Annotated in this window: 17 protein-coding genes; 10 read left to right on the forward strand and 7 right to left on the reverse strand. The window is 51.9% G+C overall.

All coding sequences use genetic code 11. The features are described from left to right. Nucleotides 1-57: 57 nt before the first annotated feature. Nucleotides 58-1,233: an acyl-CoA dehydrogenase gene (locus tag MIB40_RS12015; RefSeq protein WP_249694486.1), complete on the reverse strand. Its 1,176-nt coding sequence runs from the start codon at nt 1,231-1,233 to the stop codon at nt 58-60. A gap of 120 nt (nt 1,234-1,353) precedes the next feature. Between MIB40_RS12015 and MIB40_RS12020 the strand changes: the two genes are divergently transcribed. From MIB40_RS12020 to MIB40_RS12055, 8 genes are all read left to right on the forward strand, one after another. After that, nucleotides 1,354-2,208: a LysR family transcriptional regulator gene (locus MIB40_RS12020; protein ID WP_249694488.1), complete on the forward strand. Its 855-nt coding sequence runs from the start codon at nt 1,354-1,356 to the stop codon at nt 2,206-2,208. Nucleotides 2,209-2,373: 165 nt separating this feature from the next. Next, nucleotides 2,374-3,081 (forward strand): DUF1538 domain-containing protein, encoded by a 708-nt coding sequence (locus tag MIB40_RS12025; RefSeq protein ID WP_249694522.1) that lies wholly within the window; start codon nt 2,374-2,376, stop codon nt 3,079-3,081. Then, nucleotides 3,078-3,926, forward strand: coding sequence for a DUF1538 domain-containing protein (locus MIB40_RS12030; protein WP_249694490.1), 849 nt, complete (start codon nt 3,078-3,080; stop codon nt 3,924-3,926). Before MIB40_RS12025 ends, MIB40_RS12030 begins: the two co-directional genes overlap by 4 nt. Continuing rightward, nucleotides 3,916-4,266, forward strand: coding sequence for a P-II family nitrogen regulator (locus tag MIB40_RS12035; protein ID WP_249694492.1), 351 nt, complete (start codon nt 3,916-3,918; stop codon nt 4,264-4,266). The genes MIB40_RS12030 and MIB40_RS12035 overlap by 11 nt, the downstream gene beginning before the upstream one ends. Then, nucleotides 4,263-4,673, forward strand: a complete 411-nt coding sequence (locus MIB40_RS12040; protein WP_249694501.1) for a CBS domain-containing protein — start codon at nt 4,263-4,265, stop codon at nt 4,671-4,673. The genes MIB40_RS12035 and MIB40_RS12040 overlap by 4 nt, the downstream gene beginning before the upstream one ends. An 80-nt stretch (nt 4,674-4,753) precedes the next feature. After that, complete coding sequence (locus MIB40_RS12045) at nt 4,754-5,347, forward strand: hypothetical protein (protein WP_249694504.1); 594 nt, start codon at nt 4,754-4,756, stop codon at nt 5,345-5,347. 53 nt (nt 5,348-5,400) lie between these two features. Beyond that, nucleotides 5,401-7,524: a putative bifunctional diguanylate cyclase/phosphodiesterase gene (locus MIB40_RS12050; RefSeq protein WP_249694506.1), complete on the forward strand. Its 2,124-nt coding sequence runs from the start codon at nt 5,401-5,403 to the stop codon at nt 7,522-7,524. 99 nt (nt 7,525-7,623) lie between these two features. Beyond that, nucleotides 7,624-8,109 (forward strand): hypothetical protein, encoded by a 486-nt coding sequence (locus MIB40_RS12055; protein ID WP_249694507.1) that lies wholly within the window; start codon nt 7,624-7,626, stop codon nt 8,107-8,109. A 27-nt stretch (nt 8,110-8,136) separates the two neighbouring features. On the opposite strand, the gene MIB40_RS12060 is transcribed toward MIB40_RS12055, so the two are convergent. From MIB40_RS12060 to MIB40_RS12085, 6 genes are all read right to left on the reverse strand, one after another. Continuing rightward, complete coding sequence (locus MIB40_RS12060) at nt 8,137-8,829, reverse strand: SDR family oxidoreductase (RefSeq protein WP_249694508.1); 693 nt, start codon at nt 8,827-8,829, stop codon at nt 8,137-8,139. 107 nt (nt 8,830-8,936) lie between these two features. Next, nucleotides 8,937-9,626 (reverse strand): ABC transporter permease, encoded by a 690-nt coding sequence (locus MIB40_RS12065; RefSeq protein ID WP_249694509.1) that lies wholly within the window; start codon nt 9,624-9,626, stop codon nt 8,937-8,939. Between the two features lie 2 nt (nt 9,627-9,628). Continuing rightward, nucleotides 9,629-10,321, reverse strand: a complete 693-nt coding sequence (locus tag MIB40_RS12070; RefSeq protein WP_249694510.1) for an ABC transporter permease — start codon at nt 10,319-10,321, stop codon at nt 9,629-9,631. 80 nt (nt 10,322-10,401) lie between these two features. After that, the gene (locus MIB40_RS12075; RefSeq protein WP_249694512.1) at nt 10,402-11,166 is read right to left on the reverse strand and encodes an ABC transporter substrate-binding protein; all 765 of its coding nucleotides are present in this window, start codon (nt 11,164-11,166) and stop codon (nt 10,402-10,404) included. 43 nt (nt 11,167-11,209) lie between these two features. Further along, a complete protein-coding gene (locus MIB40_RS12080) occupies nt 11,210-11,980 on the reverse strand; it encodes an ABC transporter ATP-binding protein (RefSeq protein ID WP_249694513.1) in 771 nt (256 codons plus the stop codon). A 256-nt stretch (nt 11,981-12,236) separates the two neighbouring features. Beyond that, complete coding sequence (locus tag MIB40_RS12085; protein WP_249694515.1) at nt 12,237-13,025, reverse strand: hypothetical protein; 789 nt, start codon at nt 13,023-13,025, stop codon at nt 12,237-12,239. Between the two features lie 214 nt (nt 13,026-13,239). Between MIB40_RS12085 and MIB40_RS12090 the strand changes: the two genes are divergently transcribed. Next, complete coding sequence (locus MIB40_RS12090; protein ID WP_249694517.1) at nt 13,240-14,112, forward strand: DMT family transporter; 873 nt, start codon at nt 13,240-13,242, stop codon at nt 14,110-14,112. Between the two features lie 90 nt (nt 14,113-14,202). After that, nucleotides 14,203-14,823, forward strand: coding sequence for a response regulator transcription factor (locus MIB40_RS12095; RefSeq protein ID WP_249694519.1), 621 nt, complete (start codon nt 14,203-14,205; stop codon nt 14,821-14,823). The last annotated feature ends 228 nt before the right edge of the window (nt 14,824-15,051 follow it).

A 15,051-nucleotide genomic window follows, 5' to 3' on the forward strand; every position in this document is an offset into this window, starting at 1 on the left:
TGCAACGCCCCTTTGCCTGATCGGTTAGCTGTTTAAAGTTTTATGCCTGCCGAGGCGTTAACCGAAGGCCTGGATGCCGGTCTGAGCTCGGCCGAGTATCAGGGCATGAATGTCATGGGTACCTTCGTAGGTGTTAACCGCCTCAAGATTCATGACATGACGGATCACATGGTATTCATCGGAGATACCATTACCACCATGCATATCCCGGGCGACCCGGGCAATATCGAGGGCCTTGCCGCAGGAGTTACGTTTGAGCAATGAGATGGTTTCGGGTGCCAATGAGCCTGCATCCATCAGGCGTCCAGCCTGCAAACAGCCCAGCAATCCCAGGCTGATTTCGGTTTGCATATCGGCCAGTTTCTTCTGGATCAGCTGGTTAGCGGCCAGTGGACGATTAAACTGAATGCGCTCCAGGGTGTACTGGCGCGCCGCGTGCCAGCAAAACTCGGCCGCTCCCAGCGCGCCCCAGGAGATACCGTAGCGGGCCTTGTTAAGGCAGCCAAAAGGCCCCTTTAAACCGCGCACATTGGGCAGTAAATTATCTTCCGGCACCAGCACATCTTCCATCACAATCTCGCCGGTAATCGACGCTCGCAGGGAAAACTTGCCTTCAATCTTGGGGGTGCTCAGGCCTTCCATACCCCGCTCGAGAATAAAGCCTCGTATTTCGCCATCGAGTTTGGCCCAGACCACCATGACATCGGCGATCGGCGAGTTGGTGATCCACATCTTGGCGCCTTTGAGCAGATAGCCATCGGCGACCTTTTCCGCCCGGGTTTTCATGCCGCCCGGATCGCTACCGACATCGGGCTCGGTCAAGCCGAAACAACCAACCCATTCCCCGCTGGCCAGTTTGGGCAGATATTTACGGCGCTGCTCTTCACTGCCGTAAGCGTGAATCGGGTGCATAACCAGAGATGATTGCACGCTCATAGCGGAGCGATAACCACTGTCGACCCGCTCAACTTCACGCGCCACCAGCCCATAACAGACATAGCTGACGCCGGCACAACCATAGTCTTCGGGCAGGGTCGAACCCAGCAGGCCCAGCTCACCCAGCTCGTTCATGATCTCGCGGTGAAAATGCTCCTCACGATTGGCTTGCTGGACCCGAGACATCAGTTTGTCCTGGGCATAGTCATGAGCGCTGTCACGCACCATGCGTTCCTCTTCGCTCAAAAGGGCGTCCATTTCCAGCGGGTCAGTCCAATTAAAGGCGGGGCGGCTCATGGCGTTTCTCCTAGGTATTCGAAAAAGAGGGCAAGGGTGCCCGATCATTGTTGAATAGGGTAATTCAGGCTAAACCAAAGCAATAATATTCTTTATCTGTATCTGATATAGTTTTTACCTATGGATTTACGAGCTCTTCGTTATTTTGTGGCAGTGTATGAATGCGGCAGCATCAGTGCGGCAGCGCGGCGCTGTTATATTGCCCAGCCGTCGATATCTGCGGCCATCGCCCAGCTCGAGTCGAGCCTCAATGGTCCGCTGTTTTCACGCCACGCCAAGGGCGTCCAGGCGACGGACGCGGGTGAGCGCCTGTACCCGCTGGCCAACCGTTTGCTGGGCGATGCCCATGCCATCGAAGGGCTGTTTAACCAGTCCCGTGAGCGTTTCCCTTACCGGCTGGGGCTGATTCGATCGCTGGGCGCCGAGCGGGTCAGCCAGCTATTAAAGGATTTGAACAACAGCGTGCAGGGACTGGAGCTGACTCTGGTACAGCCTGAGCAACCCTGCGATGCCCGTATCATCACCAGTGCGTACCTGCAAAGTAATGAGCATTTCCAGCCGCTATGGCGAGATCGTTACTTTCTGGCCCTACCCGCCGGCCACCCGTTAACCCTTAAAACCGAGTTGCACCTTGGCGATCTTGCCGATATCGATTTTATTTATCGAGCACCTTGTGAAGCGGTTAGCGCCCTGGATGAAAGCCTGTCCAGCCAGGGCATACGCTTGCAGGTGCGGGCTCGTATTCAAACCGTAGAATACGCCCTGGCCCTGGTAGGCGCCGGGGTCGGCGCCGCGCTGATTCCGGAGATTCCACAGCTGCTGCACCGGGATGATTTGATGCTGCGCGAGATCGCCGATATTGATCTTGGTCGTACCATCGGCCTGGGCTGGAACAAGCAAGCCGGTGCGAACGACGCGACCAACGCCATCATCCGTATTTGCCAACAACAATGGCGCACATCCCGGCCCAGATAAGCCGTTAAATGATCTTTGTCAGCGTTCCGTCATACGACAGCTTCTATACTAAGGCTCAAAATAGGATTCATAGATCATGCTACCGGTTTAGGTGGCCGCCTATTTCTGTAGGCATCAATTACGGAAGTTGATTTGAAAAAAAGCATCATTGCCCTGCTCACCGCTATGCTCGGGAGTCTGCGAGATCTTGCCCCGATCATCGCGGTTATTCTGTTTTTCCAATTTGGTGTCTTGCAACAGCCTCTACCCCATGTACTGGATCTGGTATTAGGCCTGGTATTTGTGGTGTTGGGGCTGACCTTCTTTATCTTTGGCCTGGAGATGGGGTTATTTCCCATTGGTGAAACCCTGGCCCACGCCTTCGCCCGCAAGGGTAGCGTTGCCTGGTTGCTGTTATTCGCTTTCGCGCTGGGCTTCGGCACCACCATTGCCGAACCGGCCCTGATTGCGGTCGCCAGCGAGGCCGCGACTATTGCTGCCGACGCGGGAGTGATCGCCGCCACCGACAATTCCATGAGCGGCTACGCTGACGGACTACGCTTGACCGTCGCCTTATCGGTGGGCCTGGCCATAGTGATTGGTGTACTGAGAATCCTGATGGGCTGGCCCATCCACTGGCTGATCATCGGGGGCTATATCATGGTGGTCATTATGACCTTCTTCGCTCCTCGTGAGATCATAGGTATTGCCTACGATTCCGGCGGCGTGACCACCTCGACCATTACGGTTCCTCTGGTGACGGCTCTTGGTGTTGGCCTGGCCTCATCCATCAAGGGTCGTAATCCGATGATTGATGGCTTTGGCCTGATTGCCTTTGCCTCATTGACCCCGATGATATTTGTAATGGGCTACGGCATGGTGATCAGCCAATGAATCTGCTACAGGAAATTTTCACCACCTTACTGGCCACACTGGGGGATGTTATCCCCATTGCCACCATCATTTTCGGCTTTCAATATCTGGTACTGCGCAAACCCGTGCCCAATTTAAAGCGGGTCCTGATCGGTTTTGCCTACGTTGTGGTCGGTCTGTCGCTGTTTTTGATGGGGCTGGAACGAGCCCTGTTTCCGCTGGGACGCTTGATGGCCGAGCAGCTAACCCGCCCCGAATTTGTCTACCAGGGCTTTGCCGCTATCCCCACAGAGGTGCTCTGGGAACAGTACTACTGGGTCTACCTGTTTGCCTTTGCCATTGGTTTTAGCACCACTATTGCCGAACCCTCTCTTATCGCCGTGGCCATTAAGGCCAGCGAGGTATCCGGCGGTGCCATCAGTACCTGGGGCTTAAGAATCGCCGTGGCTATCGGGGTTGCTGTGGGTATTTCCCTGGGCTGCTATCGCATCGTCACGGGCCTGCCGATCCACTATTTTATCATTGCAGGCTATATTCTAGTGGTCATCCAGACCTCGTTTGCGCCGCGTATGATCGTTCCCCTGGCCTATGATTCCGGCGGGGTCACCACCTCAACCGTAACCGTGCCTCTGGTAACGGCCCTGGGGCTTGGTCTGGCAGAAACGGTTCCGGGTCGCAGCGTATTGATTGATGGCTTTGGCCTGATCGCCTTTGCCAGCCTGTTCCCGATAATGAGTGTGATGGGCTATGCCCAACTCGCTGAAATAAAAGCCCGAAGAAAGCACAACAAACAAGCCAGGCAAAACCCAAAGACAGCCCAACAAGCGACTGACGTAAATACGGAGATTGACAACAATGCACTTTAAATTGCTGCTGACCTTTGTCGAGGACAGCAAAACGGATGAGGTTGTTGAAGCCGCTCGAGAAGCTGGCGCGACCGGTTCAACCGTCATCAACAACGCCCGCGGCGAAGGCATTCAGAAAAGCCAGACCTTCCTGGGTCTGACCCTGGAAACCCAGCGCGACATCGTCATGTTTCTGGTCGAGGAACACCTGAGCCGGCACATTCTTGAAACCATATCGAAGGTCGGTGAATTTGACACCTCTCCTGGCAGCGGGATCGCCATTCAGCTGGACGTTGAGGATGCCGTAGGGGTCGCCCATCAGGCAACCGAATTGGCAGAAAAAGTGGAGCAAGAGCTATGACCGTAAAGAAATTAATCCAAGTCAAAGAGGTGATGAAAGGCCAATTCGTCGAAATGGACGGTTTAATGACCGTTGACAGCGCCATTCAAGCCCTGGTGAAAGAAGACGCCCACACGCTGATCATAAAAAAGCGACACGAGCACGACGAATACGGTATTGTGGTGCTGGCTGACATCGCCAAAAAAGTACTGGCCAATGATCGCTCGCCCGAAAGAGTGAATTTATATGAGATCATGACCAAACCCGTACTCAGCGTATCCCCTGAAATGGATATTCGCTATTGTGCTCGTCTGTTTGACCAATTTGGCCTGTCTTCGACACCGGTACTGGACCACGGCAAGGTCGTGGGGGTGATCACGTACGAAGAGATCGTGCTGCATGGACTGGTTGCTCTCGCGCGCGACTAGATTGGCGTTTCAAATCGTTGCTTATTGCCAATAGGCATAAATAAGCCTATTGTTTTGCGAAGTTCGTAGGGATATGAAGTATGAGTAATAACGAGAACCCGGATCTTTTCTGGGACCTCAGCGCGATTTCCAATAAGCAACTGGCCTCAAACTTTTTCAAAAAGGTGTCCAGCGCTTTTTGTGTCTATAGCCCGTCCGTAGAAAAAATTTATTCTAACTTTGAAGTTATTTTACCTCGGGATAATAACAGCGGCCTGATCGTGCTTCCCAACCCCTATGCGTTTCACGACATGTTCAGCTTTATTAATACCGCCTCCATTAAAAAGACCGGCATTATGCTACACCCGGGTGAAAGCTTTGGTCATCAGGGCGGACTTTTCCTTTCGTTGCCCATGCGCGGCAACAAGCGCTCCAAGATGCTGGAGTTTATGCACGGCATAAACCTGATCAATAACACGTACAAGGCAAAATCCGAGGGCAAGAAGCTGTTCTTGCCTGTACTGATGAACGGTGATTTGCGGGAGTTTAAAGCCGCCCATCCTTACCTGCACCTACACCGAATCGATGTTACCGAGCTGGCCAACCTGTCGGAATTCGAACGACAGGATATTCAGGATTCAATCTACCATCGCTTCAAACAGATCGACAAACTGCTCTCTACGCCCACAGCGTAATCGAATAGATTTCAGGCTATAATGCCCCCTGACATCAAGCTTCACGGACGAGCATGCACACCTCTTCAGTTTCATTGCCATTGATCTCCCTGCTATTCGGACTATCAAGCGGGATCATGCTCGCCGCCGCAATGACCCTAGGGCTGCTGTCCCGAATCAGCTCCCGCCCTAGAATGCAGCAGCTGTATTTTTCGTTAACACTGATCTGTTTCTGCGGCGCGGGCTATCAGATAAGCACCCTGTTTCTGCATCAGGCAGCATCACTCAACGAGAGCCTGGCCGCTACTCGCTGGCAACTGTCCTTCGCCCTGCTTTCGCCTATTGGCTATGCGGCCTTCTGCTCTTTATCGACCCAGCACGAGCAAATACGAACCTGGGTAACGATCGTTATCGGCATCTGTATTACCCTGCTCTTTATCAATCTGACCGCTCCCTACACGCTGCGTTTCGATACCATCACCGGTGTCCGTTCTTTCGATTACCCCTGGGGAGAGAATCTGTTCCTGCTGCGAGGGACCCCAGGACAACTCAAAATTCTCTGGGTGCTCTTCATCAACAGCGTGTATGCCTACTGCCTATGGCGTTTCCTGAGACACTGGTGGCAAGAACATTCGTTAATCTCTGCCCTTTGGGCCTGCTACCTATTGTTGCAGGCGGCATCCAGCTTGATAGGAAGCATGATTGATCGAGGTGAGTTAAACAGCGTTTACGTGTACGGCTTTTCGACCACAATTCTGGTGATCAGCATTTGTGCTTCCCTTGCCTACGCTGCCGTCCGCAACGCCGCAGCGGCTCGCAGCAGAGAAACTTCGTTAAAGCAGGAAATGGCACAAAGAAAGGACGCCGAAGACCGAGTGAAACGGATCGCGTTTGAAGACCATTTGACCGAACTGCCGACCCGACTGATGCTGAAGGAATATTTGAATCAGCGCTTACCGATTGACAGCAAGACTTGCCCTCCTTTCCTCTACCTGCAGATAAATCTGGATCATTTCAAACATATCAACGATGAGCTGGGCCAGGACGTGGGAGACCAACTGCTGAAACTGCTCGCCAAGCGACTGGTTAACACGGTCGGGCAATCGATGATGATCGCGCGCATTGCCGGCGATGAATTTGTGATTCTTGATGAGCACATTAACAGCCAAACCCCCGAATACGCCAAGCGCATCGCGGGGAAAGTGCTGGATGTTATTCACCAGCCGTTACAGATAAACGATCACAGCCTGCAAGTAGGCGCCACGATCGGCATAGTGCTAGTACCCGAGCATGCCAGCTCTGTTCACGACGTAATGAGTGGTGCCAGCGTCGCACTGAATCGCGGCAAAAAAAGTGGTCGTGGTGGCTTTCACTTCTATCATCCTGTTTCGATAGAAGAAAACCGTGTTCGTCAACAGCTGGAGCAGGAGTTGCGCCAGGCTCTGCATCGCAACCAGTTTGAACTTCATGTACAACCTTTGCTGGATAAGGACCGTCGCTGTATCGGAGCTGAGGCACTACTGAGGTGGAACCATCCTCGACGAGGACTGACCACTCCCGGCTCATTTATTGCCTTGTCGGAAGAAACAGGCTTGATTAACAGTATTGGTGACTGGGTATTCAAGGCGGCGCTGGAAATCCTGACACAATGGCAAAAGGACATACCCTGGTTTCTCGGCTACCTGACCGTCAACGTTTCACCCTGGCAGTTTGCCAGACCCGATTTCGTCGATAATTTATTCGACGCCATAACCAGCAGCGGTATTAACCCCTCCCGGCTTTGCCTTGAAGTAACCGAAGGTGTTCTCTTAACAGATTTCAATGAAACCCTCGAAAAGCTCCATCAATTACGCAACTTCGGTTTGAAAATAGCGCTTGATGATTTCGGCACAGGCTATTCATCATTGGCCTATCTACGGGATCTACCCATCGATATCCTTAAAATCGATCGGTCATTTATCAGCGAACTGCACAGCGAATCCCCTCGTCACCTGGTCAATGCCATTATTTCCATCGGCCAGCATATGGAAATAATCACCGTAGCAGAAGGGGTAGAAACTGAATTTCAATGGGCTCACTTGCATGACATGGGCTGTGATATGTTCCAGGGCTTCCTGTTCGCAAAACCCATGTCCCGGCAAGATTTCGGTCACTGGCTTGGCCAGGATTGCAAGCTAGAAGCGAATAATCCGAAATAACAACCTTTGTTACTGCGGATTTTCCGTATTAGAACTTCCTTTTGCTTCACCTATAATAGGTTCATCGCACCTTATTGAATGCTCTGAAGGAGGCCTGTTATGAACAGCATTTCCGGTACCAATCCCTACGTCGTTGCTCCGGGTACACCCAATAGCGCCGTTCGCCCGGAAGCAGGTCTCACTTATGAGGAATCCAATGCGCGACTTGATCAACTGGGTGATTCGATCAATCAGGCACAGGCTACCCGGGACTCGATCAATGAAACCCAACGAACTGCCTTTCTTGGTGTTAACCAGGCTCAGGCACAGCAAAATCAGATCGATATCTATACCAGCACCTACAGCGGCAACGAGAGCAGCAGCTCCAGCAATTCCTTAACCTACTCAGATATTCAGGATATTAGTCGCACCGTCGCCGTTAGCAACGGAGCACCGCCACCAGCGGTTGTTGAACAACAAATAGAGCAGCGGGTCAGCCAACAGCCTACCCCGGGTGAACTGCTACAGGGCAGAATTCAGGAAGCCTACGACCAACCGGTAACTATTCAACCCGTTGAGCAACAACGGGTCGATATCACCGTATAATCAGAACCCCCGGCCGCCCAGACTCGCCTACCAGGGAATCGGACTACCATCGTAATTAAAGAACCCTCCCGATTCTTTCAGGGTAGATGCTGCGATTACGTGCCTCATACCGGTAACCGACGTGTGGACATCGATCAGGCCATTGGGCCCACCCATATCAGTCCTGACCCACCCGGGATGCATCATCAATACCCTGATTCCTTGAGCCTTCAAGTCCAGCGACAAGCTTTTTCCCACTGCATTTAATGCAGCTTTGGTACTTCGATAGACATAGCTACCACCACTTCCGTTATCCGATATGCTGCCCATTTTACTGCTGAGTATTGCAATAGCCGGGTTCTCCCCACGATCGAGATTGACCAGTAAACGCTGCACCAGCATCAGGGGCGCTACCGTGTTAATGCGCAAGGTCTCCATCCAGGTATCCGCCGACACCTGCTGCAGATTACCCGGTGTCGGTCCATAAACGCCCGCATTTTGCACCAACAAATCCAGCGGCTGATCCCCCAACTGCGCAACCAACCGATCAATCGATTCATTACTGGATATATCCAATTCGAACACCTTGAGGTTCGGGCTCGTTGCGGCCAGGTCATCGAGTTCGGTACAGTTGGAAACATCCCGGCAGCTGGCATAGACCATCCAGCCGTCTGCCAGATACTGCCTGGTCATCTCCAACCCAAGTCCTCGGTTACACCCGGTAATCATTACGCTGGCCATAAGCTTTGTCTCCGTTTCTGAGTTAGCAAGATGATAAAGCCCCCCAAAACAAAACAGCCGGCGCAGAACTTCTGCACCGGCTGTTGGCATTTAATCTCTCATAAGGATTAAGAGCGCGGACGCAGGTGGGCGTGATAACGCTTTTCCAGCTGTTTAAACACAAACACGATGCTGAAAGTAATCGCCATATAGAATAGGCCCGCCGCGATAAAGGCTTCAAAGGGGCTGTAGTATTTTGAATTGATAATGCGCGCGGCACCCGTCAGATCGACAATGGTTACGATGCCGGCAATGGCACTGCCATGCAGCATAAAGACCACTTCATTACTGTAAGCTGGTAAGGCTCGGCGCAGGGCACTAGGCAGAATAATCCGTTTGATCTGCTGCCAACGACTCATACCATAGGCTTTAGCGGCTTCAATCTCACCCATAGGGGTATTGGCAATGGCACCGCGGAAAATCTCGGTGGTATAAGCCGCCGTGTTTAAGGTAAAAGCGAACAGGGCACACCAGTAAGCTTCCTTAAAAACCACCCACAAGAAGCTCTCTCGAATAAACTCAAACTGACCAAAGCCGTAATAGACCAGGAACACCTGTACCAACATGGGCGTGCCGCGGAAAAAATAGGTATAAAGCCAGATGGGCCCCCAAATCAGTGGGTTGCGATGGTTCCTCAAGATTGCCAACGGTATTGCCATAAACAGTCCGATCAGCAATGACATAAATACCAGCTGAATGGTTGTCCATGCACCTTGCAGATAGATATCGATGTTATCGATGATTATCGAGAAATCCATAATCAAGCCTCCCGACGCAGACTGGCACTGTAACGGCGTTCAAGCCATTGCAGGTAAGCCACGGAAATTGAGGTAAATATCAGGAAAATCACCGATACCGTCAGATAAAAAGTAAAAGGCTTCTGGGTTGAACCCGCTGCCAGCGAGGCGGTACGAACCATGTCATCGAGGCCAATAATGGAAACCAGCGCGGTGGTTTTCAGCAAAACCAGCCAGTTATTGCCAAAGCCTGGCAGTGCGTGGCGCATCATTTGTGGAAACAGAATACGACGAAAGACCTGAAAGCTGGTCATACCATAGGCTCTCCCGGCCTCAAGTTGCCCGTCGTCCACCGAGAGGATCGCGCCGCGGAAGGTTTCCGCCATATAGGCACCGAAGATAAAACCGATGGTCAATACACCCGCCACAAAGGGGTTAATATCGATGTAATCTTCGTAGCCCACCATATAGGCCAATTCATTTACCAATATCTGGCCGCCAAAAAAAATCAGCAACATCAACACCAGATCCGGGATACCACGAATCACAGTGGTGTAGACAATCGCAATACCCTGAGCAATTCGCGATTTGGACAGTCTCGCCAAAGCAGTTCCGATGCCAAGAATCATGCTGAGCACGAGCGACAACAGGGCAACTTCAATGGTGATCACCGCCCCATTGAGGATACTTTCGCCATAGCCATGAAGGTTCAGCATAGTGCGTTCTCGTAAGGTAAACGGAATAGAAAAAACAGAGAGGGGGCGGAGCACCGAATGTGCTCCGCCGGCGTTCTAAATCAATAGATTTCGAACTCGAAGTACTTCTTGCGGATCTTGTCGTAAGTACCGTCAGCACGGATCTTGGCAATTGCCGCGTTCAGTTGCTGGGTCAGGTCCTGATCCTTTTTACGTACCGCGATACCGATACCTTCACCTACCCACTTGGCGTCGGTAATGCTGTCGCCTGTCAGCTCGTAGGCATCACCACCTTCCTTGCTCAGGAAACCGTCAGTCAATACAAACACATCAGCCAGCAACAGATCGAGACGACCCGCTTTCATATCGAGGTAGGCTTCGTCTTGAGTACCGTAACGCTTGACGTTAGCCCCTTCAACGGCATTGGAAATATAGGTATCAGCAATCGTAGAACGCTGCACTCCGACGGTCTTGCCTTTCAGGTTAGCGAGATCGATGGCGGCACCCTTCTTGGCAGCGTAAGCCAGCGGCGAAGTGTAATACTTGTCAGTAAAATCTACCTTTTGCTTGCGCTCTTCGGTGATGGACATGGAAGCGATAATGGCATCGTACTTACGCGCCAGCAACGCAGGGATAATGCCGTCCCAGTCTTGCTTGACCATGGTACATTCCGCATTCATCGCGGCACACAGGGCATTCGCAATATCGATATCGAAACCGGTCACTGATCCATCGGGATTGGTCTGGCTGAAAGGAGGATAAGCACCCTCAACGCCGATTCGAACCTTGTCCCATTCTTTGGCCATAGCCGGAGTAGCGGCCATCGCAACCACGGTGGCACCAATAGCAAACAAACGCTTTAACATGTGTAACTCCCTTGGTATTTATTGATTTGTTTTTTTGATCAGTCTAGTAACTGCTAGCAAGAAACTGCTGCAGTCGTTCTGATTCAGGGTTGTTGAAGACTGTTTCAGGATGACCCTGCTCCTCAATCAGCCCCTGATGGAGAAAGAGTACCTTGTTTGATACATCGCGGGCAAAGGCCATTTCGTGGGTTACCACGATCATGGTTCGTCCCTCTTCCGCAAGATCTTGCATCACCTTGAGCACTTCCCCCACCAACTCCGGGTCCAGGGCCGATGTGGGTTCATCAAACAGCATCACTTCAGGGTCCATTGCCAGGGCCCGGGCGATGGCTGCACGCTGCTGCTGACCGCCGGACATATGACCGGGGTAGTAATCGCGTCGCTCATAAATGCCAACTTTATCCATTAACTGGCGACCTCGTTCGAGCGCCTCTTTTTTGGATAAACCCAGCACCTGCATGGGCGCCTCGATGATATTTTCTTCGATGGTCATATGGGACCAGAGATTGAAACTCTGAAACACCATCGACAAGCGAGAGCGAATACGTTCAACCTGTTTCTGGTCTGCGGGCATAGGCACACCCCGTTTACCCGGCTTCATGGCGATTTTTTCGCCATGCAGGTAAATATCACCGGAAGTCGGTGTTTCAAGCAGATTAATACAACGCAGGAAGGTACTTTTGCCCGATCCGGATGAACCGATCATCGAGATAACATCACCCTTTTGGGCTTTTAACGACACTCCCTTGAGGACCTCCAGCTCATTAAAATGCTTGTGCAGGTCATTAACTTCCAGTGCCGGGGTATCGCTCATAAAACTCTCTTGTTATAAGTCGTTATCGATTCAACGCCGAGGATCTGGCCCGCAGCGTTCACTTCTCTGATAGCGCATCTCGCCTCTCTCGAATGGGGCGAGTTATGCAATAAAGTACGCAACGGGACATAAAGCATGCAAGGCTTTTTGGCCAGGAAACCTTTATCAGGTCCCCAGACTAAAACTTACCGGCGTAAACAGGAAATTATACCCCGAAATGGCGTAAAAGCGCAGATACCTGACTAGAGAATCAATCTTAATTTGCGGCCAGAGCGGGTGACTCAATACTGGTATCAAGTCCCACATCCATCAATGAGGACACAATGGTATCGCTGTAACGGGTAACCAGGAAAGGTACCGTTTGGTCCTGATAATTAACCAGCTTGCCGGATATATACATCCATTTGGTTTCCGCTTTACTCAATCGCTCATCGTCGATATGAGCTTTGAGATTGGCAAACTGTTTCGCAAACGCCTTGGCGTGAATATCAATGGTATCACCCTCTTCGTCCGCCATAAGCCCGGTTCGACCGTTCCAGTGCGCTGCGAGTCGTGCGTAGCGCGAGGCCATTTTCTGTACCCGAGCCGCCGCGGACATCACCTGCTGACGCAAACCGGGCTGATTGCCGGTGAGATAATCATAACCGGCGGCAAGACTGCCCAGAAGCTTGTTTTCAGCCGCATCCAGATCATTCACGGCGTAAATTGATGTATAACCCTGAGTACGCATTTCGTTCGCCTGAGCCGCTTTCTTGTAGTCTTTCAGGCTGGCACGGATATTAGCGACTATCGACTCCAACGCCTTGTCTCCACCGAGCTGAGACCTGGAAGGCAGTAAGGATTGCATTTTCGCCAGGCTGCTCTCGAGCTTGGCAGCAGCTTTAGCGTCACCCTCAAGAAAGGTAAACATATGAAATTGAGTTGAACAGCGGTAGGTTTCCACCTCCAGCGCATACATCTGGTCGAGGATTTCATACTTGTCCGCTGATGCAATACCTGGCAGGAACGCCAGACAAAGAAATACTGTAATGATTTTGTAGATCATGAGAGTCGCCCGCAGTCTTGTTGTTGTTTTGGCCCCAAAGGATCGAATCCAGCCTGGCCCCTTGGTGTTGCGCTTCCAGCGCGGCCCCAAGCAAGGCCATAGCAGAGCTCCTGCACATTCAGCTTCTCACTCCTGACATATTCATGCAAGCGTTTGTCCGGGTGGGTTATACTCCCCGGCCTCCCCTTCCAAGCCAACCACCAAAGCCACCTAAATGTCCGACCCACTCTATCGAGGCGCCTTGTATATCTTGCTCTCCGAGCTATTACTGGTGCTAAGCGGCATTTCAATTCGCCTTCTTTCGGCTGAACTGCCCAATGAAGTGATCGTTTTCAGTCGCAATATGGTGGCTTTACTATTGCTCTTACCCTGGTTGCTAAAGGGAGGACGGCAGCGAATTCGCACTCAGCGCCTGAATTTCCACCTGATGCGAGCGGCTGTGGGCGTCTGCGCCATGTACTGTCTGTACTATTCCTGGGCGCATCTGCCACTGGCCGAAGCGGCTCTTTTCAAGCAAACGGCCCCCTTTTTCATCCCCCTGATCGCCGCCATCTGGCTGGGCGAAGCGATTCCCTGGGTAGCCAGGGGGGCTATTATTTTGGGATTTACTGGCATTGCTCTGATCCTTAACCCTAACCTGGAAACCATCCACCCGGTCGCCTTGATTGCTCTGGGGGGCGCCTTTCTTAGCGCCCTGGCAAAAGTCACCATTCGGCGTATGGCCGATACCGAACCGAGCGTCCGTATTGTGTTTTATTTCGCCCTGTTCACCAGTTTCTTTTCTGCGCTGCCGGCTGCGCTAAACTGGATATCACCATCACTGAACGGTTGGTCACTCATACTGCTGATGTCGGCGTTATCAACCGGCGCTCAACTCAGTCTCAGCCACGCTTATTCTTTGGCACCGGCGGGCCGACTGGGACCTTTCACCTATTCATCCATCTTGTTTGCTACGCTTCTGGGCTGGTTGATCTGGGGAGAAAGCCTTTCACTGATAACGCTCTCAGGTATGATTGTGGTTATCGCCGCCGGCATACTTGCGGTAGCGGATCGACTTCGACGTCAATCCCCACGTAAGCGGCTATAATGCTCGATATATATGTGACTTAATGGCAAACTAAATGACATAACAGGGCGCAGTCCTTGAGTCATAGACAGACACTGAAAAGGAAGCAACATGCAGCAGGATCAGGAATCTACCGTATTCATAATTGACGATGACGAGGCCGTAAGGGATTCACTGCGCCTGCTGATGAAATCGGTTGGTCAAGCGGTGGAAACCTTCGCCTCTCCCGCTGAATTCCTCGACAGCTACGACGAAAATCGCCCCGGTTGTATTGTGCTCGATATCCGCATGCCAGGTATGAGTGGTCTGGAGCTCCAGGGCAAGCTCAACGAGATGCACTGCATATTACCCATTATCTTTATCACCGGGCACGGCGATGTCCAGATGGCAGTACAAGCCATTAAAGATGGCGCGATGAACTTTATCCAGAAACCGTTTCGTGACCAGGAATTACTCGACCTGATCAACGATGCTCTAAAGCTGGATAGCGAACAACGCAAAGAGTTGCTGGAACACAAAGAGATCCTGCGTCGATTAGGTACCCTGACCGACCGGGAGCGCGAGGTGTTGCATCACGTGATTGAGGGTAAAGCCAACAAGGTTATCGCGCTTGATATCAACCTGAGCCAGCGTACCGTTGAAATACACCGCTCCCGAGTCATGGAAAAAATGGGCACGAAGTCACTTGCTCACCTGGTTCGACAGGTACTTCAAGTCAAAGACCAGATGTAACATGCAAAGGGGCTTTCAGCCCCTTTTTTCTTATCTGCGCAGGGTTCCTCTGAGCCTACCTATCCCTCCCCAGCCACTTAGGGCACCTCTGATTAACTCAGATGAACTCTGGCTTTCAGGCGAATCCAGAATTGCGGCACGTCTTTGCAGTAAGGTCCAGACCTTTCAAAAAGGCGTAACAAAGAGTCTGGGTTCGCCTGAAAGCCCCGTAGGGCGGTCCTAAAATGG

This window comes from Aestuariirhabdus haliotis (assembly GCF_023509475.1).
Classification (GTDB): domain Bacteria; phylum Pseudomonadota; class Gammaproteobacteria; order Pseudomonadales; family Aestuariirhabdaceae; genus Aestuariirhabdus; species Aestuariirhabdus haliotis.

Coding starts and splice junctions, on each gene's coding strand:
- MIB40_RS12015 (WP_249694486.1), bottom strand. CDS start 1,233: ATGAGCCGCCCCGCCTTTAATTGGACTGACCCGCTGGAAATGGACGCC.
- MIB40_RS12020 (WP_249694488.1), top strand. CDS start 1,354: ATGGATTTACGAGCTCTTCGTTATTTTGTGGCAGTGTATGAATGCGGC.
- MIB40_RS12025 (WP_249694522.1), top strand. CDS start 2,374: ATGCTCGGGAGTCTGCGAGATCTTGCCCCGATCATCGCGGTTATTCTG.
- MIB40_RS12030 (WP_249694490.1), top strand. CDS start 3,078: ATGAATCTGCTACAGGAAATTTTCACCACCTTACTGGCCACACTGGGG.
- MIB40_RS12035 (WP_249694492.1), top strand. CDS start 3,916: ATGCACTTTAAATTGCTGCTGACCTTTGTCGAGGACAGCAAAACGGAT.
- MIB40_RS12040 (WP_249694501.1), top strand. CDS start 4,263: ATGACCGTAAAGAAATTAATCCAAGTCAAAGAGGTGATGAAAGGCCAA.
- MIB40_RS12045 (WP_249694504.1), top strand. CDS start 4,754: ATGAGTAATAACGAGAACCCGGATCTTTTCTGGGACCTCAGCGCGATT.
- MIB40_RS12050 (WP_249694506.1), top strand. CDS start 5,401: ATGCACACCTCTTCAGTTTCATTGCCATTGATCTCCCTGCTATTCGGA.
- MIB40_RS12055 (WP_249694507.1), top strand. CDS start 7,624: ATGAACAGCATTTCCGGTACCAATCCCTACGTCGTTGCTCCGGGTACA.
- MIB40_RS12060 (WP_249694508.1), bottom strand. CDS start 8,829: ATGGCCAGCGTAATGATTACCGGGTGTAACCGAGGACTTGGGTTGGAG.
- MIB40_RS12065 (WP_249694509.1), bottom strand. CDS start 9,626: ATGGATTTCTCGATAATCATCGATAACATCGATATCTATCTGCAAGGT.
- MIB40_RS12070 (WP_249694510.1), bottom strand. CDS start 10,321: ATGCTGAACCTTCATGGCTATGGCGAAAGTATCCTCAATGGGGCGGTG.
- MIB40_RS12075 (WP_249694512.1), bottom strand. CDS start 11,166: ATGTTAAAGCGTTTGTTTGCTATTGGTGCCACCGTGGTTGCGATGGCC.
- MIB40_RS12080 (WP_249694513.1), bottom strand. CDS start 11,980: ATGAGCGATACCCCGGCACTGGAAGTTAATGACCTGCACAAGCATTTT.
- MIB40_RS12085 (WP_249694515.1), bottom strand. CDS start 13,025: ATGATCTACAAAATCATTACAGTATTTCTTTGTCTGGCGTTCCTGCCA.
- MIB40_RS12090 (WP_249694517.1), top strand. CDS start 13,240: ATGTCCGACCCACTCTATCGAGGCGCCTTGTATATCTTGCTCTCCGAG.
- MIB40_RS12095 (WP_249694519.1), top strand. CDS start 14,203: ATGCAGCAGGATCAGGAATCTACCGTATTCATAATTGACGATGACGAG.